Annotated in this window: 16 protein-coding genes; 1 reads left to right on the top strand and 15 read right to left on the bottom strand. The window is 50.2% G+C overall.

Annotation, left to right across the window (positions count from 1 at the left end):
- Window positions 1-66 precede the first annotated feature (66 nt).
- The 6 genes from ACO1NT_RS16715 to ACO1NT_RS16690 all read right to left on the bottom strand — a co-directional run bounded on the left by ACO1NT_RS16715 (window position 67) and on the right by ACO1NT_RS16690 (window position 10,624).
- A complete protein-coding gene (locus ACO1NT_RS16715; RefSeq protein WP_449049880.1) occupies window positions 67-2,019 on the bottom strand; it encodes a hypothetical protein in 1,953 nt (650 codons plus the stop codon).
- A gap of 1 nt (window position 2,020) precedes the next feature.
- Entirely contained in the window at window positions 2,021-2,839 is an 819-nt protein-coding gene (locus ACO1NT_RS16710) for an N-acetylmuramic acid 6-phosphate etherase (protein WP_449049879.1), read from the bottom strand.
- Between the two features lie 199 nt (window positions 2,840-3,038).
- Window positions 3,039-4,385 carry a DegT/DnrJ/EryC1/StrS family aminotransferase gene (locus tag ACO1NT_RS16705; protein ID WP_449049878.1) on the bottom strand — a complete coding sequence of 449 codons (1,347 nt, stop codon included), beginning with the start codon at window positions 4,383-4,385 and terminating at the stop codon, window positions 3,039-3,041.
- A gap of 62 nt (window positions 4,386-4,447) precedes the next feature.
- Window positions 4,448-5,641: a BT_3987 domain-containing protein gene (locus ACO1NT_RS16700; protein ID WP_449049877.1), complete on the bottom strand. Its 1,194-nt coding sequence runs from the start codon at window positions 5,639-5,641 to the stop codon at window positions 4,448-4,450.
- 76 nt (window positions 5,642-5,717) lie between these two features.
- Window positions 5,718-7,523: a RagB/SusD family nutrient uptake outer membrane protein gene (locus ACO1NT_RS16695; RefSeq protein WP_449049876.1), complete on the bottom strand. Its 1,806-nt coding sequence runs from the start codon at window positions 7,521-7,523 to the stop codon at window positions 5,718-5,720.
- A 17-nt stretch (window positions 7,524-7,540) separates the two neighbouring features.
- Window positions 7,541-10,624: a SusC/RagA family TonB-linked outer membrane protein gene (locus ACO1NT_RS16690; protein WP_449049875.1), complete on the bottom strand. Its 3,084-nt coding sequence runs from the start codon at window positions 10,622-10,624 to the stop codon at window positions 7,541-7,543.
- A gap of 241 nt (window positions 10,625-10,865) precedes the next feature.
- On the opposite strand from ACO1NT_RS16690, the gene ACO1NT_RS16685 reads away from it, so the two are divergent.
- A complete protein-coding gene (locus ACO1NT_RS16685; protein WP_449049874.1) occupies window positions 10,866-11,615 on the top strand; it encodes a DeoR/GlpR family DNA-binding transcription regulator in 750 nt (249 codons plus the stop codon).
- Window positions 11,616-11,617: 2 nt separating this feature from the next.
- Here the strand turns inward: ACO1NT_RS16685 and ACO1NT_RS16680 are convergent, their stop codons facing one another.
- The 9 genes from ACO1NT_RS16680 to ACO1NT_RS16640 all read right to left on the bottom strand — a co-directional run bounded on the left by ACO1NT_RS16680 (window position 11,618) and on the right by ACO1NT_RS16640 (window position 25,533).
- Window positions 11,618-12,727, bottom strand: a complete 1,110-nt coding sequence (locus tag ACO1NT_RS16680) for a glycoside hydrolase family 43 protein (RefSeq protein WP_449049873.1) — start codon at window positions 12,725-12,727, stop codon at window positions 11,618-11,620.
- A 3-nt stretch (window positions 12,728-12,730) separates the two neighbouring features.
- Entirely contained in the window at window positions 12,731-13,576 is an 846-nt protein-coding gene (locus ACO1NT_RS16675; protein ID WP_449049872.1) for an alpha/beta hydrolase, read from the bottom strand.
- 77 nt (window positions 13,577-13,653) lie between these two features.
- Window positions 13,654-15,051: a sulfatase family protein gene (locus tag ACO1NT_RS16670; RefSeq protein WP_449049871.1), complete on the bottom strand. Its 1,398-nt coding sequence runs from the start codon at window positions 15,049-15,051 to the stop codon at window positions 13,654-13,656.
- Between the two features lie 42 nt (window positions 15,052-15,093).
- The gene (locus tag ACO1NT_RS16665) at window positions 15,094-16,632 is read right to left on the bottom strand and encodes a sulfatase (protein ID WP_449049870.1); all 1,539 of its coding nucleotides are present in this window, start codon (window positions 16,630-16,632) and stop codon (window positions 15,094-15,096) included.
- An 8-nt stretch (window positions 16,633-16,640) separates the two neighbouring features.
- The gene (locus ACO1NT_RS16660) at window positions 16,641-18,023 is read right to left on the bottom strand and encodes a sulfatase family protein (protein WP_449049869.1); all 1,383 of its coding nucleotides are present in this window, start codon (window positions 18,021-18,023) and stop codon (window positions 16,641-16,643) included.
- 495 nt (window positions 18,024-18,518) lie between these two features.
- Entirely contained in the window at window positions 18,519-19,193 is a 675-nt protein-coding gene (locus ACO1NT_RS16655; RefSeq protein WP_449049868.1) for a DUF3823 domain-containing protein, read from the bottom strand.
- Window positions 19,194-19,210: 17 nt separating this feature from the next.
- Complete coding sequence (locus tag ACO1NT_RS16650; protein WP_449049867.1) at window positions 19,211-21,049, bottom strand: RagB/SusD family nutrient uptake outer membrane protein; 1,839 nt, start codon at window positions 21,047-21,049, stop codon at window positions 19,211-19,213.
- 38 nt (window positions 21,050-21,087) lie between these two features.
- Entirely contained in the window at window positions 21,088-24,195 is a 3,108-nt protein-coding gene (locus ACO1NT_RS16645; RefSeq protein ID WP_449049866.1) for a SusC/RagA family TonB-linked outer membrane protein, read from the bottom strand.
- Window positions 24,196-24,324: 129 nt separating this feature from the next.
- On the bottom strand, window positions 24,325-25,533 hold the full coding sequence (locus ACO1NT_RS16640; protein ID WP_449049865.1) for an enolase C-terminal domain-like protein: 1,209 nt from the start codon (window positions 25,531-25,533) through the stop codon (window positions 24,325-24,327).
- Between the last annotated feature and the right edge of the window lie 25 nt (window positions 25,534-25,558).

The raw sequence follows: 25,558 nt of genomic DNA, 5'->3' as shown, positions 1-25,558 counted from the left end.
CAGGGGATGACCGCAGGGAACCTTTTTTTTCCTGCGTTACGGCCTGAAGAAATTGCGCCATAGCTATTACCGGTTTTTTGATTTAATGAACTCGATAATCGTTTCATAGACGTTCTCAGGAAATATATTGGGTTGGCCGTACCAAAAGAATGAATCAGCCCCTTCATAAGTGCCGGCTTGAATGTGCCTGCGGGTGGGCAGATAACTGGAAACATCGTTGCAATAACCAGCCACGGTAACCAATTTATCGGGCCACAGAGCCTTGATGCCCAAACTGTACTCGGTTGTTGTTTCCCTTGAAACCCCTACCAATTTCCAGTTCCCGATATTAAATGTCTGAACGAATACCGGCATGGTCGTAGGCATTTCGTCGTTTTTGATGTATTGGAGCATCAAATCCGCCCACCGGACATTCTTTTCGGCACCCACGTCACCTTCCCTGCCCGCATTCGCTGCCCGGAATTCCATGATCTTACCTTCTGGCCAGGGACGGCTATCAAACTTTACGGTATCCAAATAAAAAGTGATATCGCCTTTGATAGGCTGCATGGCGCCTTGATCAAGCACTTCCGTGACGGCAGAGACGACTTTTTCCGCGGTCACCCGATGATCCCCATCTACAGGATTGATATCGCCACCACAGCCCTGCAGGAACATCGCGGATTTTACATCCGAGTGGTGCAACAGCATCTCCCTCGCCATACCGGGGTAATTCGGACTAATGGTCAAGCCTTCGCGACCTGCATTTTGGAATACGGGATGGCAGCCCGCCAAAAATACGATATCGTCCTTGTCGAGGTTTTCGTAATCGACGCGGATCACATCAAGGGCCTTGTCATAAGGCAAATCGTTACCCGGCAGACTCCGGTTATGTCCGATTTCGACTTCGGACTTCCCGATATATAGGTTTGCCGGCTGCAGCGCCTCCTTGGCCTGCCGCATGGCATCAAAGACCGCAGATTTCACCACGGTATAAAGATATGCACTATCGGGTTTTTGGCAATGCGGGCCCCAAGTATGCCAGTTTTGCGTAACGGGGGCAAAGTGTGTATGGGATGCATTCACCATGACGGCGTTGGGGGGCAGCCCAAATTTCCGTTGGATTTCGTCCTTCATGCCATTCACAAAGCTGGTATCAAACCCACAGACATCCGCGCCCAACAGCGCCACGCGGTCTTTGCCTTTCTGGATCATTAACACATTTACGGCTAGCTGATGGGTACTGCTATGCTGTCCCTGATACAGTACGCCTGCACTGTCCATCCCCCAAAATCCCCCACTCGACGCCATCAACAACTGCATATCCTGATCGTAGGTAATTCCGTTGCGAATGGCCACCCGCAGCCAACCCCGCGGTTCATCATACCGTAGGATTTCCTGTTCGGCAGTAAGTACATACAGCTCGTCCCGGTTTCCCATGATATCGATTACATCTTCGCATTCGATTATCGGACGCCAAGTCAACCGGCTACGGTCGCCTTCCGCCGTCCAAAGCATCCCTTCGGAATCCAGCATAACCAATCGACCTTTCCAATACGATAGTGACCGCGGTGTTTGTTGCAGCGTCCCCCGATGTCTCCAGCGCAACTTGCCCCGGCCGGATATCTTAGTTTCCAATAATTCATTATGGGCATTGAGCGCAACCAAGTGGTTTCCATTACCGGCAATCATACGGATGCTTTCGGGTTGTTCCACCGCGATTGCCCCGCTTCCCAAATCATTCAAACCCATCTGCCGAATCGTCCCGCCGTGCAGCATATATACCCGATCGGCTGCGATGGTAGCATCATCTGCTTTTCCAGGACGGGCCAATGCCGTCCATTCGAGTGAAAAACCTCCTTCTCGGGGTGCTCCATAACCCGCCAATGCTACCGAAAGCACCTGTTGATTGGGTTCGATGGACGCTTGCCCCTTGCCGACACGGTAGGCGTATTGTGCAAAAGCAGACGGGGGGAAAGCCACTAACGCTCCAAAGCCGATCAGCCAACCGAAGCTGCCCCATTTTCGATCGTTTACCATATTAAACAATTTTCGATACATTTTCCAACGCTTGTTTTACACTACCGTGCCTCAACAGTATCGTTTTGGCTTCATCATAGTCCGCGATACCGGTCTTTTCCATTAGCATCCGTACGGCCCGATCCGTGATTTTGTCATTGATCAGTGCGACGTTGACCATGCTGTTATCTTCCACCCTACCCAATTGGATCATGGTCGTGGTACTGATGATGTCTAGTATCATCTTTTGTGCCGTACCGCATTTCATCCGGGTGCTACCGGTAACGAATTCCGGCCCCGTGACAACCTCTACGGGAAACATGGCGGCAGCCGCAATGGGCGAATCCGCGTTACTGACGATGCAACCCGTGGGGATGCCGTTTTGCTTGCATTGGCGTAGGGCTGCCAGCACAAAGGGCGTGGTGCCACTGGCCGAAATACCGACGACGATATCCTTGGAGGTAACCGCCGCCTCCCGCAATTTCGTCCAAGCCTCTTCCATGTCATCCTCCTTTTCTTCCAAGGCATCCGCCAGCCGTTCGATACCACCGGCCAAAATGACATTGAATATTCCCTTAGGCACCCCGTAGGTTGTCGGAAGTTCGATAACATCCAATACGGAAAGCCGGCCACCGCTACCAGCACCCACATAAAACAGTCGGCCACCGGCGCTGACTTTTTCGACGATCGCCTTAATCAGTCCGCTGATTTGGGGTAGCGCCTCTTTTATCCGGATGGCAACCGATTGATCCTCTTGATTAATCAACCCGATAAGCTCGTCAACTGATTTCTTTTCCAAATGCCTGTGCACAGACCGGCTTTCCGTAACTCTCAAATTCATTCGAAAATAATTATTCATTTAACTGCGTGCTTTCAATGGTATTCATGAATGCTTCGCAGTTTGTTCTTTAATGGCCTCATGGAACCTGCATTTTCATTGGCACTATTTAATCTCAACGGCAATGAAGCTTACGCTTCCGCAGGTTCCATGCATGTTCCTTTTTACTCCCTATTAATAAACCACCATCAGAGGGCCTCACCTATGCCTTCGCGATTTGCTTGGCGTATTTCTGGATTTTCCGTATCGCTGCCGCTATCTGTTCCATATTTTCACGCGTCCCGAGCAACATGGTTTGGAAAAACCATAGCGACTGCTCCCGGGTCAATTTATCATTTTGCGGACATTGATTGCGTTCTAACCATTCCTGCATCGTCTTCTCACCATAGATCCGCAGGTAGTGCGGGTTTGAAGCAAGCCCGGTGACGTATATATCACGGTTCATCTGGCCATAACCCCGGTCGCAGGGGATTCCTTCCGCATTGATCGCCTCCACAAATTTGTCGCGACTCAAACCGTGAAAATGTTCTTTCAGATAACGAAACATATATAAATGGTAAGCACTCTGTGTCGTACCCGGATACCATTTCGCCGGTTCGATACCGGGTATATCAGCCAATAATTCAGTCAAATACTGGGCATTTTCTGATCTCGTTTTCGCTTGTTGCTGCAAACGTGCCATTTGAGCCAACAACAAATTGCCCTGAAACTCGGTGAGCCTCAGGTTTGTTGCCCGAGTGCCCGAACCCGTACCATAAGACGTTCCCGTTCCGCCTTGTCCCTGATTATGAAATGTATAACAGGCACGAGCAAAATCTGGGTCGTTGGTCAATATCGCGCCGCCTTCCGCACAATTGAGATTTTTAGACGACTGGAAACTGAAAGCACCTGCCAGTCCGAAGTTGCCGACCTTTTTGCCCTTCCATTCAGCAAGGTGTGCCTGACAGGCGTCTTCTATAATCGGTATCCCGTTCTTCTCGCCCAACCGCATGAATGCGTCGACATCTACCGGCGTACCACCAATATGCACCGGCATAATCGCCTTCGTTTGGGCAGTGATCGCAGCTTCCGCTTTTCTAGCATCGATCTGAAACGTCTCTATATCCGTATCCACTAAGATCGGCAGTGCATAGTTAAGCACTACGACATTGTAAGTAGCAATGAATGTGTATACGGGGATGATGACTTCATCTCCCGGACCGATATCCAGTGCACCCAAAATGGTAGTCAGGGCAGCCGTACCACTGGATACCCCCAAGCAGTGGCCCACGCCGTTCAGTTTGGCATACGCCTCCTCGAACCCGGCCACGACGGGACCGTTAAGCCGCCCCCAATTTCCACTCTTCAATACCGAGATCAAGGCTTTCTCTTCCGTATCATCAAAAATGGGCCATGCACTAAAACCCGTGGTATATGCTTTACTACCCCCCAAGATGGCGGGCTTATCTGACTGTTGTGCCCAAACAAATTGGGGGCCACCGAGGGTAAGTCCGGCACCGGCAGCGGCGGTCATTCCAATAAACGCCCTTCTGTTGAATTTCTGTTTCATATGATTCATTAAAATTAAACTAAACCTATCAAAAAATGGAATATTATTAAAACTACGGATAACTATTGGGACGCCTTGAGCGGCCAAAACCCGCGGGCGTCGAACGCATAACGCCACACGTCTCCTTCGGCGTCCATAGCTAACAAATCGTCTCCCATCGCAATAACAGACTCATACATATCCCAACCGCTCCCTAGTTGTACGCGCTGCAACGGAACACCGCTTTCGTCCATGGGGATTTGCCATAACGTGCCGTCGTCCTGAATACCTAGCAGCGAATTCCCGTAAGCAAACAAATGGATATATCGATTCCAGTCCGCAGCCAGATCACGGATATTCCCACCGTCGAGGTCGCCAAACTCGTTATATGGATAAGCAGTTGCCAAGCCGTCGGGCCGGACGCCGATTAAATAATGCCGATACGGTATGACGCGATCAAAAATATTCCATCCCCAGCCAATCGTGCGACTGTCTCCGAAAGTACCCATCGGATCTATTTGATATTGAAACACGTCTGCGGCAACCCCAACCATCCGGTTCGGTGCGAAATAAAAGATATGGTCGAAAATACCCCATCCCTGCCCGATTGCCCTTACATCGCCGAAACGTCCTTCATGGGCAGTATAAAGCTGCAAAGTGCCAGCCGCGTCCCGTACAATCAACTGTCCTTCTACAAAAGGCACCAACAACTCCCCCTGGTTGGCCCCAAGCGATAAAACCTTTTGACGAGGTACTTCACCGGGTCCGAACGACGCGATCACCTCCACATATACCGTTTGCAGCGCCTCATTAACAGGTGCGCCTTCCGCTGTTAACGTTATCGGTAGTAGGTAGGGCCTAAACGGCTCCAGTTGCCCCACGGGTTTCACCACCACATCAAATACGGGGGTGGAACGTTGCCCCGGGTCGATCGATGCAGTTGTTTGCGACAGCGAAAAACTCGCAGTTGGCAAGAATTCGTAATCCGCATCGTGTTGCAGATTATAGGGCTCCACCAAGCTCTCATCAGGGGTAAATGACACCGAAATAGGTCTTTCTGCATTTTTGACACCTCCATAATAGGCGTTGTATCCAATGTGGAAATCCTCGTCTGTCAGGGTCACATTCAAAACAAGTGGCTCATAATTAGCCTGTGGTATATACACCTTGCCAAACCCCTTTAATGCGGCCATCTCTTCATCGATAGTGATATCACCGCTACAGCCCATCAGCAGTAGCAGGAAAACGGGGGCCATGTATTGGTTTATTCTTTTCATATACTTTTTTCGCTTAATTGTCAGATGGAGCCTTTGATATGCCGGGTTCATTTTCTATTACTCGTTAGCCATATTCTTACCATCCCGGATTCTGGACGAAACTGGGGTTTTTGTCAATTTCCGCCTGCGGAATGGGAAAAAGATAATGCTTAGGTGCTTGGAACACGCGTTTTTCAAACTCAGTCCGTTGATAAAAGGCATCGTCCTGCAAATGCGTTCCCGCCGCTACGTTCATTCCATAGAACGGGCCGCTTTCGGTTTGATCGGCAATTTTCCAACGGTGGCAGTCAAAATATCGATGGGTTTCGAAAGCCAGCTCGATGCGCCGCTCATGCCGGATACGTTCTCGCATCTGCTCCTTGGACAGGCCGGCAGGCAATGGGGGCATGCCTGCCCGTTCGCGGATCGCATTTACATATTGGTATACATCGCCAACGGGGCCACTCGCTTCATTCAACGCTTCGGCATAGTTGAGGTAAATTTCACCCAGTCGGAAAAAAATCCAAGTCTTCAGCGAAATTTCACCCTTCGAAAGGTTTACCGAGGGGTCAAGGAATTTCTTCAGCAGGTAACCGGTGGTGTTATAATCCCGGCCGGCGTTACCCCGGCCATCGGCGCCGGTCTGCCAAAATTCCATCCGATGGCCAGCAAACGTTGCCCCATTGAAGTTGATCGTTGCATAGAAGCGCGGATCACGGTTTATATACATGTTACGCACGCCTGCCTGCCATCTACCCTGCGGATCGTCTGCCGCCACATAACCGGCTTCTTGGTAGCCCGAAGCAGTATTGACAACCGGACTACCACTAGGGGTGTAGCTGGTTATCGGCATTTGGCCATTGGCCATTTCGTACGCGTCGACGATGTACTGCGTGGGATTCCAACCGTTCCATCCACCCAAGCTACCAGGGAAAGCGCAACGCTCCATCCATGCGTCGCGGCCGCTGTTACGGGCAAACAACACTTCCTCATTGTGATTGGTAATGAATAATTGTTGATAGTTTGCGATCGGATCGTTGCTTGCCGACCGGAATAAACGATAACCGGCTTGTTCACATTGATCGATGCATTGCTTATTTGCTTCGGCAGCGATTGCCCACCTATCCGCAGCGTATGCAGTGGAAAACAGGGCCGTTCCATCGGTGTTGGTAAAATCGGTATAGTCAGGATTCCCATTCCATAGCGGGCTGGCATTGTAAAGCAGTACCCGTGCCTTCAAAGCTAGTGCTGAAGCGGCTGTGGGACGGCCGAGATGGCGGTTTTCTACGACTTTCATCGGTAGTCGCTGGATGGCTTCGTCGCATTGGCTAACGACGAACGCTACACATTCATCCAGTGGCCGGCGCTTAATCTGATGGAAATCTTCATCCAAACTGGCCGCATAATCCATGATAGGCACGGGGCCGTATATCCGCATCAGCATAAAGTGGTAAAATGCCCGCAAAAACAGTGCTTCACCAATCCAACGGTCTTTATCCACTTGGGTAAAGGTGTTATCCAATGGGGTAAGCTCAATGTATTTCAAGAATATATTGGCTTTTCGTATTCCTTCATACATGTTCTTCCATATTTGCCCCGCCACATTGAATGCATTCCACGAGCCGCGGTTCACCAGCTTGGCAAATTTCTCTGGCCACGGCACGTTCAGCTCATCAGAAGCAATAACAAACGGCTGAATTTCAGCCATGTCAGTGAAATAAATTTCATTCGGTACCCCGGCATAAATATCTGTCAGGAAAGCTTCTGCATACCGACGTTGCAAGAAAGCCTCTTCAATGGTAATGTCTTCCTCCGGTGCTTTATCCAAAAAGCCCTTTTGGCAGGATGCGATCATCAGTTGAACGATGGCGGCAAATCCAAGTGTAATAAGCTTCTTCATCATTATTTGGTTAGTGATGGTTAATTGAAATTAATTTGCACGCCGAAGTTGAAGGATCGCTGCAGCGGGTATCCACCGGTCCCATCGTTTGATTCGGGATCGATGATCTTGACATGGTCCCATGTATACAGGTTCATGCCGTTGACAAATAAACGGAGATCCTTCACATACAGTCGGCGGACTACATGTTCCGGTAAATTAAAGCCGATTTCGGCATTTCGTAACCGGAGGTAGTTTCCATTCCGCAGCCAGATGGTCGAATTAAGGAAATTATTCGGATTGTTTCCACGGTCAATAGCAGGGTAAAGTGCGTCCTCGCGGCCGGGAGTCCAACGATTATCATAGTATTCGCGCAAGACATTGTTCACCCCTTCGCCGTCATAGAACGGCCACATGGAGTAACCGCTCAGGAAAATACTCGATTGAGCAGCCCCGGTAAAGTACAAACTGAAATCCAACCACTTATAAGCAACGGTACCGCCGAAACCAAATGACATCTGCGGCAGTCGCGGGTATCCAACCGGCACGCGGTCGTATGAATCGACCAGCCCGTCGCCGTTTATATCACGGTACTTCACATCCCCCGGGCGAGCTACTGAAAACGTTTGGCGGGGCCAGGCTTTTATCTCTTCCTCACTTTCAAAAAATCCTTCCGCAATATACGTGTGGTGTGTCCCCAACGCCAGCCCCCGCGACGACAAGTAGGGATAACGGCGTTCCGGCTCGTCGTTTTCAATAATTTCATTTTTGGCAAAAGTGAAGTTGCCGCGGAATGTATACATCCAGCCGGACGTAGTGGCGTTACGTACCTCCAGAAGGGCATCAACCCCTTTATTCTTCATCACCCCGATATTGGCATAGGGAATAGACCATGGGAAGAATCCAGCCACATCAGGCACCGTGGACCGCCGCATGAGGATACCTGATCGGTGCTCATTAAACGCATCCACCTGCAGTGTAATCCTGTCGTTGAGTAATCCTACATCGATACCAAGATTGTTTTTCGTCGCCCGTTCCCAGGTTACCCTGTCGTTTCCGATTTGGTTTTCCTCCATTCCGTAGTACAACTGTTGGTCGGGTCCGAACAGATACGATTGGCCTGCGGTATTGATGGTGTTCAGGAACAGAAAGCGCTGGCCGATCTGATCGTTACCTACCTTTCCATGCGAACCACGGATTTTGAAATGGTTCACCAGCTCCCAATTCCAGAAGGTTTCGTTCGAAACCACCCAGCCTGCCGAAAACGCCGGGAAGAAACCGAAGCGCCTGCCTTTGGGGAAGTTTTCCGAGCCGTTGTATCCAAAGTTCACCTCGGCGAGATATCGATCATGGAAAGCATAGGTAAACCTCCCGGAAACTCCCTGCTTCCGGAAAGGCAAGTTCTGGATGGAGCTCCCTGCCGTGAGATCCACATAATCGCGCTGGTTGTACAACAGCATGGCTGTCAGGTAATGTGTGTCGAACGTTCGCTCAAAGTTGACTTGGCCTTCCATATAAATGGCACGATTGCCCGCATTAGCTATCGCATAGCCTAAGGGTTTCTCCTCGCGGAAAGGCGTACTGTAACGGTCTTCACCCGTTTCCGGATCCTTGCCCAGGTATCTTTTCACTTCAAATTCCTTGGTACGCACGTTGTTCGTTAGGGCATAACGATCGTAAGAGAAAAGCCCGCGCACCGATAATCCTTCCAACAACAACGATGAAAGATCCCATCTACCACCGAAAGTCGCTTGGAGGGTGGTGTGGTCTTGTGTTGAGTAACCCGACTGCGTTGCAAGCCCCCAAGGGTTGCCACCGATATAGGTGGAAGCGCCGCCCGGTGTGCCATCTGGATTCAGCACCGGATAGGCGATCGGTGAGATAACCCTCAGCATGTCGAATATCTGGCCTGAAGAGGCCCCCGGATAATTGCCGTTTTGAATGATCCCGCCGATCCCCAGCTGCATGGTCAGGTTCCGGGCCAAGTTGATATCCACGTTGCTTCGGAAATTGTAGCGTTTGACGTTGGCATTCGTATTATATTTATTCGCGGGATCCTGCTTGTAAATACCATTTTGCAGGGTATAACCCACATTGGTATAATACTTTATAATCTCCGATCCGCCTGTTACGCTAAGGTTGTTGATGGTTTGCCAAGTTTTTTTATTCAATACAGCTGCCGTCCAATCAGCATCCGGATACAGATAAGGATCCGTTTGATCAAAAAATTTGTCAATTTCCGCCGCTGACCATCGCGGGTCCAGGCCCTGGAAATTGCGGGCTTCGTTCATCAGAAGCGCATATTCACCCCCATTAATGTATTCGGGCAACCGCAGCGCGGTCAACGAAGCTGTTTCGGTACGGAAAGTGATTTCCGGTTTGCCCACTACCCCCCGCTTCGTATTGATAATGATGACACCGTTTGCCCCTCTGACACCATAGACCGCGGTCGCCGACGCGTCTTTGAGTATGGTAAAGCTCTCGATTTCCTGTGCGTTGATTTGATTCATGTTACGCTCCACGCCGTCGATGAGAATCAAGGGGGAATTGTTCCCGAATGTGGAAAGTCCACGGATAAACACTTGTGCAGCATCGGCTCCGGGTTCGCCGCTCGACTGCCTGGTAATAATGCCAGGCATCTTCCCCGCAATCGCGTTAGAGATGGATGGCGTGGACGCCCGCTCCACTTCCCTGACTGAGATGGTTGACTGTGCCCCCGTCACTGTAATTTTCCGTTGCGTTCCATACCCCACAACGGCAATCTCTTCCATCATACTGGCGGAAGCCGTCATAATCACCGTAAGAACAACGTTGTCTCCGACAGGGATTTCCTGGGGCTCGTAACTGAGGTGGGTCAGCAGGAGGGTATCCATGGTCAAAGCCGTAATTGAAAACTGTCCCTCAGCGCCGGTCGTCACGGTCGATTGTGCACGGTGCTTGACAGATACTGTGACGCCGGAAATGGGCTGTCCCACGTCATCGGTCACTTTGCCGGAAATCTGCCGCCCTTCTTGTGCAACCGCCGCGCAGGCGAAAATCAATACCAGCGCTATCACATTCACGATGTGATACAACGGGCCGATACGGGCCTGATTTAAAGCGATTCGAGTATAATCACGATTCATAAATTAAGTATTGGGTTAGTTATTACTTTCTCATTAACGCATAAAAACAGCATAATAACAGCAAATATACACATCGAAACGTAAATTGCAATATTTTTTCTAATTTACAAATATCAAATACGCATAAACCAAGAATTCAAGTCAGCAATACGGCCCGCCACATGGAATTAATTCGTATATTTGCGGTATTAGGACGTACGGATTTGCGGGAACCCGCACATTCAGCCAAACAACCAAAGGGATGAGAAAGGATAAAAGGCAAGCTTTTATTTTGAAGGAAGTCAACCTGCATAACAAAGTGCTGTCCGTTGACCTAAGTGAGCAATTGAATGTTTCAGACGACACCATTCGCCGCGATATCAAGGAGTTGGCAGCCGAAGGAAAATTGATCAGGGTACATGGGGGTGCTATCGGCAAGTCATTTGTCACACCTTTCAATTCAGACAACGTGGTTTATGCGGCAACCGCCAAAGCCCAAATCGCACACAAAACACTGACATTGATTAAAAACAACATGGTTATCTTGACGGAAGGTGGGACAACCATGCTCGAACTGGCTAAAGTTATCCCCTCAAATTTGAAAGCCACTTTCATTACCATAAGCCCACAAGTGGCCATTACACTTGCTCAGCATGAAAGCCTCGACGTGATCAGCATCGGCGGAAAATTGGCAAAAAACGCGAATCTGCATATCGGAGCAAGCGTCGTTAACCAGCTAGCGGGCTTAAAGGCCGACCTCTGTATCCTCGGTGCGAATGCCTTTTCTTCGGAAGAGGGGTTGACAGACCTTGACTGGGAAGTGGTACAGGTAAAGAAAGCACTTATCCGATCGGCAAAGAAAGTGGCTGTCATCAGCATTTCCGAAAAGCTGAATAGCGTAAAATGGCTCAACATCTGCTCAGCAAGTCAGGTTGACTACCTGATTACCGAACTAGAACCTACGGATCAACTATTGGGCACCTTCGCCCAAAAAAACATCAAAATCCTTTAGTATCAACGTGCCGTTGTAGGGCCCATCACCTTTAGCACGCCGTTGTCATTGATTTCCATCTCGTCGATAAAGACTACCCGTTCATTGCCCGTCTTTTTGGTACGCCCGTGATACACGCACAACATCCGCCCACCGGGCAGGAATACCACGCTATTATGGCCGGTACCCGTTACATTGCCGCCACTTGCGGTATTTTTTTCCAACACGGGGTTGTTGGCCGCTTTGGTATACGGCCCAAGGGGGTGTTCGGCCGTTGCATAACCCACGGCATAGTTTTCACCAGCAAAGTGATTGGCCGAATACATCATGTAGTAGGTACCCTCGTGTTTGAAGGTGAAGGAACCCTCCGTCCACCGACGGTTCACTTCTTTACTGGTCACCGAACGGCTCTCCCACTCCGCCTGCGCATTGGTCATTTCAACGGGTGGCCGCAATAACAACACAGGTTCGCCGATAATGCCCGAGAAGTCCGGCTTGAGCTCCACGCCATATACCCAGCTCTCTTCGATCTCATCGAACCATCCTTTCTGTCGCGCCCAGCTAGCCACTTCGCTTTCTACCGGGTGCTTATAACAGCAACGTGAATAATATAGGAATATGCGTCCGTCGTCTGCAAAATAGACATTGGCATCGATAATCGGGTAACCGGGATCGAAAAGCGGGCCGCTGGGCAGATCAACGAACGGCCCTGTAGGCCTGTCGGCCACAGCAACGCCAATACGGAAATTCTCCAGCTCCCCACCGGGATTATCTTTCCATTGCGCACTGTAGAACATATAAAATTTGCCCTTATGTGCGTATACTTCAGGTGCCCAATAAGCGCCTCCCCATGCAGCCGTGGAATCGCTCCAACCATTTTCGTTGCTGGCATAGTAGACCTGGCCTTCCGGCTTCCAGTTCATCAGATCCTTAGCCGAATAGGCAGCAAAGCCATGGTTCGCGCCGCCGGTACCATACATATAGTACCGAGCGGTCTCTTCGTCATAAATCACATAGGGATCCCCCAAGGCCACATTCAACGGATTGTTGAACGACGTGGGGATGTTTTGCGCATTAACAACGAATGGCAGCGCGACAGTGAAAAGAGCGGCAATAACTTTATTTGGATTCATCGTCTAGTGTTTTGTTTTGGTCAATTCATTTACATAATGGAGCAGGATATGGAAGGCGGGTGCAGCCATGGCGCCATGATCAAAGCCATCCAATTCATAAAGATGTACATCGTTATGTCCTACAAATTTCATCATCCGATAAAAATAGGCGTTTTCCTCATACCTGCCGAGCATCTCCATTTCCCGGTCGCCCGTGATGAGTACCAACGGCGGGGCATCCTTCCGAACGTGGTAAAGCGGCGCATATTCATCGATAATCGGCCGCGTATCCTTGATTCCTCGTTCGGCACGGACGGTCATGTGGGTGATGGCATGCCCACTGAAGTCGACAATAGCGGCCAGTTTATCCGCATCTTCGCCGTACTTTTGGAGCCACGATTTGTCCAATCCCACCATGGCCACCAGATACCCACCTGCTGAATGGCCGGAAATAATGATTTTTGTGGGGTCGCCACCGTAATCCGTAATGTGTTTAAACGTCCAGGCTACCGCCGCTGCCGCATCGTCGATATAGGTCGGGGCCTTCACCTTTGGGCTTAGCCGGTAATTGACGGCGACCACCGCCAGCCCCTTTTCTTTCAATTCATCGGGGATGAACTTCTGTCCCCCGGTGATCCCCCCACCATGGAACCAGACGACCGTGGGGAAGTTTTCTTTATTTTCAGGATAGTACACATCCAATACACACCGCTCTTTTGCGTACGCATCTTCGATATCATGATCACGATATCCGATATTCTCGACGAGGTGATAGGCCGTGGAGCGTTCGCTTTGCTGTGCATACCCCGTAAACACCCACGCGATCAAACACCAGCCTACCACACCATATTTCTTTCTGTTTATCATCATATCAAGCATCCGTTTGTTAAGTAATGGAAACTTCAAAATCTATCACGTTAAAAATACATCGTACCATTGAATGGGAATTATTTCCGTGTGGGATCCGCTCTTTCCGGCGTCAGGTCGGGCAGGTACGAACGCCATGTGTAAAGTTTGGTTCGCAATTCATCCACGATGTCGGGATGTGAAGCAGCGACGTTGGTCGTTTCGTAACCATCGTTTTCCATATCGTACAACACCACATGGTCACTTTGGTAATCCATCAGTAGTTTCCACTTTCCAGACCGGATGGCCAGGTTCGGACTCCGATTGCGTCCCTTTGGATAATTAAACGCATAGTCATTCCGTCCATACTCCCAATACATGTCTTTTGTCCTTGGTGCCGGACTTCCCGTCAACACGTCCACCCGATTTTCGCCATCGCCTTTATAATTAGCTGGCAGCTCGGCAAAAGCGACCGACGACAGCGTTGGGAAAAGATCGGTCGAGTTCAGTACGGAGATACTGTCGGTAATCCCGGCGGGGACATGCCCCGGCCACCGGACGATGAACGGCATACGGATACCCCCTTCGTAAAGCGACAGCTTCGTTCCGCGGAGTCCACCGGATCGGCTACCTTTGAAGCTTGGCAATGGCCCGTTGTCACTGGTAAAGATAACCAGCGTGTTCTCGGCAATTCCCAGGTCATCCAACCCATCGAATAGTCGACCCATCTGTTTATCGAATTCGGCAAGGACCCCTTTGAAGGCGGCTTCTTCATTGGGGTTCATGGGGAACTCTCCAGCTTGGCGTCGATTTTCTTCGGGTACCCAGGGGGTATGCATATCGTCGGGCCAGAGGTTGACGAAACATGGTGTTCCCTTGTGCCGGCGCAGGAAATCGAGGGTTTTATCGACGAAGTAAGCCGTTCGATCCCACCGCTTCACACTGTCCACGTCGGACCATATCCAATCTGTAGCGGTCAGTGCCGGGTCGGGCTCGGGGCTTTCGTAGGTACTCGCATGCTCATCGAAACCGTACAGCTCGAATCCAGGCGCATTCTTGATGTCGCGACCACCGCCCATATGCCATTTACCGAAATGACCGGTGGCATATCCGGCTGCTTTCAGTACTTTAGCGATGGAAGGAGCATGCACATTCAGGTAGTTGGCCTGTTCCGCCCGGCCATTGCTGCGCCGATCGTTCAGGAAAGTGGTAAAATTCCATTCGCCCGGAAACATCCCCGTTAAGATGCTTGTCCGAGACGGACTGCAAATCGGGGAAGCACTGTAATACTGGGTGAATTTCGTTCCCTCCGTCGCAAAATGGTCAAGCCGCGGCGTAGGAATGATTTTGCCACCAAACGCACCGATATCGCTGAAGCCCATATCGTCTGCGAGGATGACAATGATATTTGGGGGCTCTTGGCTAGAAGCGGTTAAGCTACACCACATAAGCCCCCATAGCAAAAGCGTCTTTATCACCGGTTTCGTGGTTCTCATCATGAAGTCGAAGTTAACATAAATTTAGATGCATTGCATGATAGATTATCGATTACTTGCAGGGCGTGGCGGCGTCGCTGCGGGATGCCTTGCCAAGAGCGCCCGGAGGGAATCGCGTAAAGCCGGCTGCTCATCCGCGACGTTCACAACTTCCATATCGCCATTTTGGTAATCGTACAACTCATATTCCACCGGACTGGTGGTATCACCAATCTTCTGCCACTCCACCAGCCGGTAACGGTCCGTCCGAATAGCCCTACCCAACCGGCCGCCCCGAGGGAAACAATGGTAGGCATGGTCACGGATACGTGTTTCGGGATCGTTCAATACGGGCACCATGCTTAGGCCATCCAATGGCTGCTGCACTTTGGGGCTAGGTAGGCCCGCCAATGCGACCAGCGTAGGATAGATATCTACGGTTTCGGTAAGCTGGGCGGTACGCGAGCCTGGCTGGGCGGTACCCGGTGCGGCAATAATTAACGGAATGCGGTTGGCTAATTCATAATTCACGTGCTTGGTCCACATGCCCATCTCACCGAGCAAGTAACCGTGGTCGCCCCACAATACGACGATCGTATTTTCGTCGAGACCCAAGGCCTCCAATTCGTTTAATACCGTGCCGATCTGATTATCCACATAGCTTACCGCCGCGTAGTATCCATGGATCAGTGTCCGGCTAAGACTATCCGAAAATGGTTCTTCCGTCACTTTTGTCGGCAATGGCGCATATTGGTCTATTTCATCGCCATACTTCACCGCATAAGGAGGTGCCCCCTCCGGCCGTGTGGTAAGGTGGGGTAGTGGCAACTTATCCGCGTCATATAGGTCCCAATACTTTTGAGGAACCGAAAACGGGAGGTGTGGCCGTGCGAACCCCACCGCCAGAAAAAACGGCTTGCGGGATGCTGATTTCAGCGTCCGAAGCCGATCGGCGGCCCGTGCCGCTACACGTCCGTCGGCATAAGCATCGTCGGCCACATCCGGCGATTCCCACGCCATTCCCCGCGGAAGCGACCTGGAGTAACCCCACTCCATATTAGCAAACAAAGCTTCCTCACGGGTAAGCCCTGCCTTCTTACTTGCCGGGTCGACATACTCGATTACCAAGTCCTTATGGTGCGGCACGCTCCACGATGCGGTGTCGCCATATGTGCCATGCCCGATGTGGAAAACTTTACCCATCGACTCGGTATGATAGCCATGCTGTTTGAAATATTGGGGTAGTGTTACCGCATCCGGATAAGGGTCGCGGAAATCGCGTCCGAAGTTGTATATCCCCGACGATGTGGATCGACTGCCCAGCAGGAGATTGTATCTCGACGGCCCACAGACGGCTTGGTTGCAATACGCCCGTTCAAACAGCACGCCCCCGGCTGCCAGCTTGTCCAAATTGGGCGTAAGGGCTACCGGGTCTCCATAAGCGCCGATCGCGGGCCGAAGATCGTCGACCATGATCAGCAGTACGTTGGGTTGTTCCGGCTTATCTATCGCTGCACACGATCCGGCAATCGAGCCTACGATGCTAGCGACAAAAAACACCGTTAGCTTGGTGAAGAAATTAGGGTTTGATGTATGTTTATTCATAATGGTAATTAATCGCGTCTAATCGGTACATCAAGCGCGGCGCCCTCGTCCCCCTGTGCTTCCATCCATCCTTGCAACTTCGCTTGGTAACGTTGAACCAACGTCCGGTATTCCGGCTTTTCGGCCAAGTTTTCCAATTCGAAAGGATCCATAACGATATCATAGAATTCAATCGCCGGCTTCCGCACGATACGCTCCGTCAATGCTTTTGCACGATCATCCTGGGCGGCGCGTTCCATCCAGCTCGTCCACGCCAGCTTTTTATTCGCCGTATTCAGCATGTACTTGATGTAATAGGTCGAATCGGGCGTAAGGTTCCAGATCAACTTGTAATGGAGGTCACGTATACTTCGGATGGGATACGCGGGTCCCTCAGGAATATTATTGTGAATGCCGTAGGCGACGTCCCGATGCCTCATCTCCTTTCCGACTAAAACCGCCGCGAAGCTTCGTCCATCCAACCCCGTAATTGGTTTTCCGCCCACGATGTCGACCAAGGTGGGCGTAATATCTTCATACTGCACTATCGCATCGGTTTCTGTTCCAGGCTGTACGTTCCCCGGCCACTTGATAATCATCGAACTTTTTTGCCCATTATCGTACAATGTCCATTTCCCTCCGGGGAATTGGGGGCCCTGCTCACCCAAGAAAATGACAATCGTATTATCAGTGGTTCCGGTCTCTTCCAGCAGGCCCACGATATCGCCCACCTGGTCATCTAGCCGGCGTACTTCCGCCAAATACTTACAGAATTCGGTCCTCGTCCGTTCGGTATCCACCCAATGGGCGGGTAAGACGAGTTCCTCCGGATTGAATTCATCTGGATTGCCCACTGTCCACGGTGCATGCGGGTTGATACTCATTACAAAAAGGCAATACGGCTCGCCTTGGCCGATGTAGTTCCTTATGCTATCCAAGAAGTATTCGTCGGTTGACGCGACGCAATTCGGCTCAAACCCATCCACCCGATCGAACGGAAAAACAGACCGTGGGTGTGTCACATGATCCTTACCCGTGAGCCCTACGCGATAGCCCAAGTCATTGAGGTAATGAGCCACGCTTTTCAAGTCACGGTTCACCGGCTTATGGTTCTGATAAGCGCCGTGCCCCACGGGATATAAGCCGGTGAACAGCGATGCCCGCGTGGGTATACACATCGCTTCGGAAGCAATCAAGGCGCTGAATTTCATCCCTTCCGAAGCCAGCCGGTCGATATGGGTTGTTTTCAGGTTCTGTCCACCATAACAACTCAGTTGCCGCGAATCCAGGTCGTCTGCCATGATGATGATCATGTTTGGCCTTTTTTCGGGCGACTGGGCCGTTGCCACGCCGCCGCAGAAAGTTATCAGCAATACAGTCAGTATACGATAGTCGGCTATTTTCTTCTTCATCCCAGTAAAAGTTACATGCACCCTTCGGCTATAATTGTTTGTATTACAAAGGTAGAGCGGAGTGCTGTCGCAAAACCACAATATGTTGCCCCTTTACAGTCAAATTATATCATTTTAGCCCGTACAGGCATCAAGCACCAGACAAATCAGATGCTCTTCCACTGCGCTCCATCTCCTTAAGGGATGGTCTCCGGATTGGCTTCGGTGATGCCAACCCCGGCACGACCCATGCCCTATACATTGCTTTTCCAAACGCGCCTCTCTCCCGCTATGTAGCCGCTTACCCTTCGATAAAGTGCCGTTGGCCGGGCCATTTACCGAGGTATATGCGGGACACAGGGGGATAGAGCCCGAAGGAAGGATAAGGAAAGGTGGGGTTTGAAGCAAGGGAAACGGGGTATCCTTGGCGATTGGTTAATGCAATAGAGACCGATAATAAAACGAAAAAAACCGTCTCGCTTAAGGCGAGACGGTTAAATATCAGCCTTTTACGACTTATCGCAACTTAACAACCTGCGAATAAATCGCTTGGTCTTTACCAACGGGTCGTAAGCCTACGCGTGCGTACAATGCTCGGCCCGACTGAAAATCTTGATTGTTGGTGAGATCAATCGAGCCGGTGATGGTATTTCCGGCTGCCGCATCATCGATATCGACCCGGGCCGTGTATGAGACGTCGTCAACGAAAGATGTTTTACTTACTAAAATCATCACATAATCGATGTCCCGACCACCTGCGACTTCATTGATTTGGAAAGACGCGTTGGCGCTGCTACCGTCCAGCGATAACTGGACGTTTGATAAGGTGTAGAATGGCGTCACCTCGATATCGACGTTTGCCGTACCTTTCACATTAATGACGGTCGTATCGCGGTCGTTTACCCATGGGCCGTTGTTGTCCCGGGTAACCAGCTTGTACTCGCCATCAAATAGCTTCGCTTCGAAACTGCCGTCTTGGCTGACGTATACGGGGATAGGGTTTCTCAACTCATAGCCATCTTGGTAAAGTTGCAGCTGTACCGCTTCGCCCGTGCCCCGGACGCCCACCGGTTCGCCGTTGTAAACGACCCGGCCAACCAACTTGGATTCGGGTGCATCGTAATTATCCAGTCCGCAACTGCTCACGGCCACTATGGCCGGAAGCAATAACATATTTACATATTTTCTCATTGTTGTAATCATATAGGTTATTGAAACGGATTCAACACAATCTTCGGGTTCGCATTCCGCCAGCCTAAGTCAATAAAATTGTAATAATTCCTCAGCTCGAAGAAACGCGGGTGCAACGAACCACTAAACACTAAGCGATCGAATACATATTTTCCGTCGTTGGGTGTTCCCGGTGCAACCACCAGATAAGGAAATAAAGCGTATTGTTGGGCAGTCGGGCTATTCACCACGCCGTTCCACACGATATGCGCTCTACGAAAACGCTTCAAATCCCAATACCGATGGTTTTCAAAAGCAAACTCCACCCGGCGTTCCTGTATGATATCATCCACAGTAACGCTTGTCAACGGCTGAATACCGGCGCGTGCGCGTACTTGGTTAATGTAACCGACGGCTACCGGCTGTTGGCCCAATTCCATGGCGGCTTCGGCGGCAATCAGCACCGCTTCGGCAAACCGGAAACGGGGAAACCACATCTCACTGTTTCGTCCACGGGTTGATGCCAATGGGGTTTCGTCCAAGAATTTACGGAAGAAGAAGCCCGTCTTATTGACATAAGGTTCGCTTGAACGATTCGGTCCATTAGCTGCGGTAATCAGTCGACCGGCGTCATCCATTTCATCACCGCCGCTAGTTATGGTTTGCCACGCACCATTGTTCCACACTTTTTGACCAGCCTGCAAAATCACGGGGGTGCCTTTGAAGGTTGCATTTGGCAAAATCACGGTTCCACCTAAACGAGCATCTTTATTCGCGAAGGCATCCAGTGGGTCGTCATAAAAGATATAATTACCTTGGTTATCCCGAATTCGGATATCACCATTCCGATTGTCCACGTACTCAAAATCTTCCACCAGGTTCAGAATTGGGCCGGCATAAGCGCGGTCGATATCCTCGGCATGCGAACCGGGGATGTTCCGTGTAGTAAAGGGCGTCTGTTGTCCGGATCCCGGGTAAATCCGATCGTGTGCCCAGATGACTTCTTTATTGTTATCTTTTACACTTAATGCTTCATAGAAATTCCGCTCCAAATCGTCCGGTTTATTCAATTGTAACTCATACGGGCTGTTGTCAATTACATCTTTTGCCGCAGCTAAGGCTTGTTCGTAATACCCCGCCGCACGATCAGCCGGAATCCCGACTTCGCCACCGGGAGTAGTGATTGGGCTCGCCATCTTATTATTGTAATTCGCCAGCGATCCAGCGTAAATGGCCGCACGCGCCTTTAACATGAGCGCCACCCATTTATTGGCACGCGCCGCATGGGTATTGGTCTCATCAGATAATAAGGGAACGATAGCCTCACATTCCTCGATAATGTAGTCATATATTCCGGCTTCGGTAGATCGAGGGTATTGCAACGCCGTGATATCCATACCACTTTCATAATCGAACACCTCATCTCCGACGATCGGCATGCCTCCCAAACCGCGCGCCATATTGAAATATGTCCATGCGCGAAGGAATCTGGCCTCACCTTCATATACTTGCTTATCCTCTTCCGCCAGCACCGTGGTTTCACGCAGACCCTTCAAAAACTGATTGATATTACGAATCAGTGTGTAATCGTAGACCCTCCAAAGATCATTTGCATAACCTTGGATATTGTCGGGCCCGCCATCAGACTTACCCGCTTCATCCAGAATCGTGTATGCATAGTCGTTGCTGATGTGTTGCCCCCAGCTCACCCTTCCGTAATAGTTGGCCAATACAGAGCGGATCATCACTTCGTCGCCGAAAATCTGGTCATCGGTCATAATCGTATCAGGTTGTCGTTCAAGAAATTCCGAGCAACCACTAAAGCAATAAAGACCGCCGGCCAACAGCATCACTTTGAATATATTTGACTTTTTCATAACAATTTTCTTTCTAGTAACTAACATTATTCACCCCGCTAAAACCTCACATTGATACCAAAGTTCATAATCCGCATGGTAGGGTAACCCAAGCCGTTGTTGTCTTGTGTTTCCGGGTCAATACCGATCAGATTTGTCAATGTATAAAGATTCTGGCCGGAGAAATACACCCGCACTCCAGTGATGGATAGCGGCTCCAGTATCCGCTTTGGCAATGAATAACCGAAGTCCAAGTTTCGCAACTTGATGTAGCGGATATTCTGCTTCCAGAAATCGCTATTCCAGTAGTTGCTATGGTTACCGTTGCCAATCAATAACATGGGGTATTTACCCGGGATTAACTCACTATTTGCATCCCAGATATCGGAAAGCTTCCAAGCCTCATCCGCATAGTATTGAGGAATGTTCCCGTCGTTTTGGAAAGGGGTACGCATCTCCCATTCTTTGTAGAACGTATACATAGCACCGCCAGAAAAATCAAGCGCTAAATCAAAGCTTTTGTAAGCAAACGAGAAGTTTAGACCAAAGTTGATAACCGGTGTTGCATCTTGACGGTAACCTATCGGGCGAAGGTCCAAATCATTAATCACTGCATCGCCGTTAAGGTCCTTGTATTTTACGTCGCCTGGGCGTAAAGTACGGTTTCCTTGGCGATCGTTATCGATGGGCCAGTCGGCAATCTCTTCCCAACTTTGGAATTGCCCATCAGATTGCAAGCCCCAGTTTAAGTACCCAAACCGGTGAACAAGTGATCCCCTATATTGATCCCAAGAGTTACTGAAACGTGGCTTATAGCGATCCCAATCGTAAAAACGAGAATAAGTAAAATTACCGCCCAACGAGTAGGTCAGTTCACCCGCGCGGTCGCTCCAACGAACCATAGTCTCCCAACCCTTAATCATGTCGGAGTTTAGGTTTTCATTGGGCAGCCCGAAGCCCACTTCGCTAGGCAACAAAATGTCGTAACGACCCGCCGGTAGTCCAGTACGCTTACGTTGAAATAATTCGACTGTAGTCGTCAACCGGTTGTTGAGGAAGCCTGCATCGAAACCAACGTTGATCATTGTAGCGCGTAGCCAAGATAACGTGGTCACCGGCAGACCACGTGGCTGCGTACCCAAGACATATTGTCCGTCTATTACCGATCCTCCTTGTTTGTAATTATATCCTGGCATGTAATCAAATGCCGCATAACCCGGTGTGTCATCGTCACCCACCAAACCGTAGGAGCCCCTTATTTTCAAATCGTTAACAATAGTAGCGAGCTTACCGTCTTGCCAAAATGACTCCTGCGAAATACGCCATCCGGCAGATGCTGCTGGGAAGAAGCCCCAACGGTCGTTGGGTGGAAATTTCCAGGAACCGTCATAACGACCCAGCACCTCAAAAAGATATTTGCCATTATAATCATAATTGATCTTTCCGATATAACCTACCCGTGCTTGCGGATTATCACCCCGATCGTTGTAGGTGTCCATCGTCTCGTAGTCAATCAGGTGCAATGTATTCGCCGTAGGGATGGAGTGCAACCATGCTCCGGGCTCTTTTCTCAAAATCGTTTCTACACCACCTATTACCGAGACATTGTGATTGTTAAAGGATTTGATATAGTTTAACTGGATGTTAGAGGTCATTTCTTCCACATGGCCCATTTCACGCTCGCGCCAAGGGTTGTTGTTTTCGAAAATAACCGGATAGGTGTCAGTTGCTTCATCATACCCGTATAGCTTATAAGTATACTCCTGGTTGTCCATCCGGCGATTGGCAAAATAATATCCAACCAATGCTTTTGCTTTCAGACCAGCAATAATATCGTATTCCGCATCAAAATTGAGCTGACTAACCCGCCAAGTATCGGTTCGTTTACCTGCTAAATCATAGGTCAACCAACCGAAGTTAGTTCCCGGGTCATTAGACGTCAGTGTAGGGTATAGTGGATTGTCGTTGGCGAAAGGGCGGACCGTCGGCAAATTGCGGAAGGTACCGAACCGCGGTAGCCACAAGTCATCACCACCCGGTACACCTGGATTTTCGCGGTACTCAAGGCGCGCATTGTAGCTGGCGCCGATTTTCAAACGATCGGAAATTTGCGAGTTGATGTTCATCTGTACGTTAGTGCGCTTGAATCCACCGTAATTCACAATTACATCCTGTTGATTGAGGTGGCCCAGACTGAAATAGTAGTTAATCTTGTCTGAACCACCCGATACATTGGCATTCAGGTAAACCTGGGGTGAAGTTTCCCAAATGAAATCCCGCCAATCAAATGGCACGTAGCCTTTCTCGGTGCCTTGCCGCCACTTGGCTAGATCTTCTGCGGTATACCGATAATTATCTACCTGTTGTACAGTTTGGGACTGAATGTAACTTTCCACATAGGTCACTGCATCAGCCGGCTCAGGAAAGGTAGACAAGTTTTGGAAACCATAGTTTGAGGTCAAACTGAATGTGTTTTTGGTATTCCGCTTACCTTTTTTCGTAGTAACCACCACCACACCATTTGCTGCCCGCACACCGTAGATGGCAGCGGATGCATCTTTCAACACCGCAATCGATTCGATGTCGTTGAAGTCGAGGTTATTGAATTGACCGGCATCCTTCTGCACCCCATCAATAACGTACAATGGATTACCCATGTTCCTGATACGCAGCTGGGTTGACGACCCCGGACGGCCGTCCGTTTGGCGGAAGTTTACGCCAGACAATTTCCCAACCAATGCACCCGATGTAGTGGAGGCCAACGATCTGCTGATGTCATCGGCACCGATCGAGGCAATGGCGCCTGTTAACGTTTCTTTCTTCTGCGCCATACCAAAACCAGTCACCACCACTTCTTCCAACGATTCGGAAGACGCGCTTAAATCAATGGGCACATTGTTTGCATTCGTGCCCACCGACACCACTGTTTGATCGTAACCCAAATAGGTAACCAATAAGGAGTCTCCATTGGACACCACTTCAATGGAGAATGTGCCATCGACCGCGCTCGACGTGGTCCGCCCGCTAGCCAAGGCTTTGATGGTCGCATTGCCAATCGGCGTACCACCTTCCGCATCCCGCACCGTTCCGGTTACGGAACGGGTTTGGGCCATTGCTATGGATAGTCCAACGCACCATAGCAATGCTACAAGTAAAGCTTTACTCATTGTTCTTTAGTTTTTGTTTTAATTGTTTATAACTGCATTTATTAACCCTGCATATGAATGAATATCATCTGGCAACAAATGACCTAGCACCTTCAGGAACAAGGTTGGAAGCTTCTCGGAGCTACCAAATTATCGTAGCAACTTCAACCCGAACCCCGGCGCATCGGGTGGAATCAGCTTCCCTTCTTTTATGGTATATGCGCTAAAATCTATATCATCAGACGTGCTCGTAACCCCTTCAATGGTTACCGTATTCCCCAAGCCGCCGGCCATGTGGGCGGTATAGTACGTTTTGAGCAGCGAACCCCAAGCATGCGGGGAGGCTTGCACGCCGTACTGTATTAGCTTTGGCATGAGTTTCCGCCAGTTGGTAAACCCAAGCCCTTCGATATCCGAAATGTGTACATCCATCAGTTTTTGCTGCATCAGCTGGCCCAACAATGCCGGGTCGGGGTCCGCCTCACCTTCGGCGAGCAGGCTCTTCACATTGGCTTTCGCCATCCAGTCGCGCAGTCTACGATAATCCTGGATGGTTTCATGGAATGGCTCCTCGATCCAGAATAGCGGCGTATCGCCTATCCCTTCGAGGTACTCCGTAAACTCATTGACCGTAAAACCATTGTTGCCATCCACCAAGATCTCGCAATCGGGGAACGCGGCGGCTACCCGCTTGGTTACCTCGATATCCCGGGCCAACCCGTCTTTCTGGGCCATCCAACGGTGGCCCCTGCCGATTTTTAATTTGAACTGGCGGTAGCCATAGTCATAATCATAGCGACAGTTGGCCAACACCTTATCGATACCTCCCGGCGCATGGGCTGGTTCAAGGTCGTCGAAATAAATCATCCCACTGTAGTACTTCGTGGTAAATGGCGTTTCTCGGCCCAACAGTGCGTAAACTGGCTTGTTCAATGCCACCCCAGCCAGGTCGTGCAACGCAATATCGAAGGGTAGGTATTGGTCGTCAGTGATGCCTAAATCAATTTGGAACACATCCGACAGTTTCTTGCCTACCAATACCGGCACGATCCGCTGTGCGTCGCTACGACTGCCTCTTAGGGACGCCCAGCCTGTTGCGCCCTTGTCCGTCGTGATGGTACAGATGCTGATACGTGGGCCGAAACCATGTACGTCCAACCGCGCATTCTTCCCTACGAAGCGGGGGTATTGCATGCGCACATCACCAAACGTTATCGATTGTATGGTATGGTATGCCAGCTCTTCTTGCATACGGGCTACGGCAGACCTGCCCCGCGATACCCTACCGAAAGCCGTTTTAGATAACATACTCGCCGCCACCCCGGCATTCAGCATGTAGATGAAATCCCTTCTTCTCATAATTTGGTGTTATTAAATGGTTGTT

This window comes from Parapedobacter sp. (assembly GCF_053550995.1).
The sequence above is the reverse complement of the archived record's forward strand: the minus strand, read 5'-3'. Positions and strand labels throughout refer to the sequence as shown.

Bases quoted from the DNA above. Each gene is read 5' to 3' on its own strand.
- ACO1NT_RS16715 (WP_449049880.1), bottom strand. From the start codon at position 2,019: ATGGTAAACGATCGAAAATGGGGCAGCTTCGGTTGGCTGATCGGCTTT.
- ACO1NT_RS16710 (WP_449049879.1), bottom strand. From the start codon at position 2,839: ATGAATTTGAGAGTTACGGAAAGCCGGTCTGTGCACAGGCATTTGGAA.
- ACO1NT_RS16705 (WP_449049878.1), bottom strand. From the start codon at position 4,385: ATGAAACAGAAATTCAACAGAAGGGCGTTTATTGGAATGACCGCCGCT.
- ACO1NT_RS16700 (WP_449049877.1), bottom strand. From the start codon at position 5,641: ATGAAAAGAATAAACCAATACATGGCCCCCGTTTTCCTGCTACTGCTG.
- ACO1NT_RS16695 (WP_449049876.1), bottom strand. From the start codon at position 7,523: ATGATGAAGAAGCTTATTACACTTGGATTTGCCGCCATCGTTCAACTG.
- ACO1NT_RS16690 (WP_449049875.1), bottom strand. From the start codon at position 10,624: ATGAATCGTGATTATACTCGAATCGCTTTAAATCAGGCCCGTATCGGC.
- ACO1NT_RS16685 (WP_449049874.1), top strand. From the start codon at position 10,866: ATGAGAAAGGATAAAAGGCAAGCTTTTATTTTGAAGGAAGTCAACCTG.
- ACO1NT_RS16680 (WP_449049873.1), bottom strand. From the start codon at position 12,727: ATGAATCCAAATAAAGTTATTGCCGCTCTTTTCACTGTCGCGCTGCCA.
- ACO1NT_RS16675 (WP_449049872.1), bottom strand. From the start codon at position 13,576: ATGATGATAAACAGAAAGAAATATGGTGTGGTAGGCTGGTGTTTGATC.
- ACO1NT_RS16670 (WP_449049871.1), bottom strand. From the start codon at position 15,051: ATGATGAGAACCACGAAACCGGTGATAAAGACGCTTTTGCTATGGGGG.
- ACO1NT_RS16665 (WP_449049870.1), bottom strand. From the start codon at position 16,632: ATGAATAAACATACATCAAACCCTAATTTCTTCACCAAGCTAACGGTG.
- ACO1NT_RS16660 (WP_449049869.1), bottom strand. From the start codon at position 18,023: ATGAAGAAGAAAATAGCCGACTATCGTATACTGACTGTATTGCTGATA.
- ACO1NT_RS16655 (WP_449049868.1), bottom strand. From the start codon at position 19,193: ATGAGAAAATATGTAAATATGTTATTGCTTCCGGCCATAGTGGCCGTG.
- ACO1NT_RS16650 (WP_449049867.1), bottom strand. From the start codon at position 21,049: ATGAAAAAGTCAAATATATTCAAAGTGATGCTGTTGGCCGGCGGTCTT.
- ACO1NT_RS16645 (WP_449049866.1), bottom strand. From the start codon at position 24,195: ATGAGTAAAGCTTTACTTGTAGCATTGCTATGGTGCGTTGGACTATCC.
- ACO1NT_RS16640 (WP_449049865.1), bottom strand. From the start codon at position 25,533: ATGAGAAGAAGGGATTTCATCTACATGCTGAATGCCGGGGTGGCGGCG.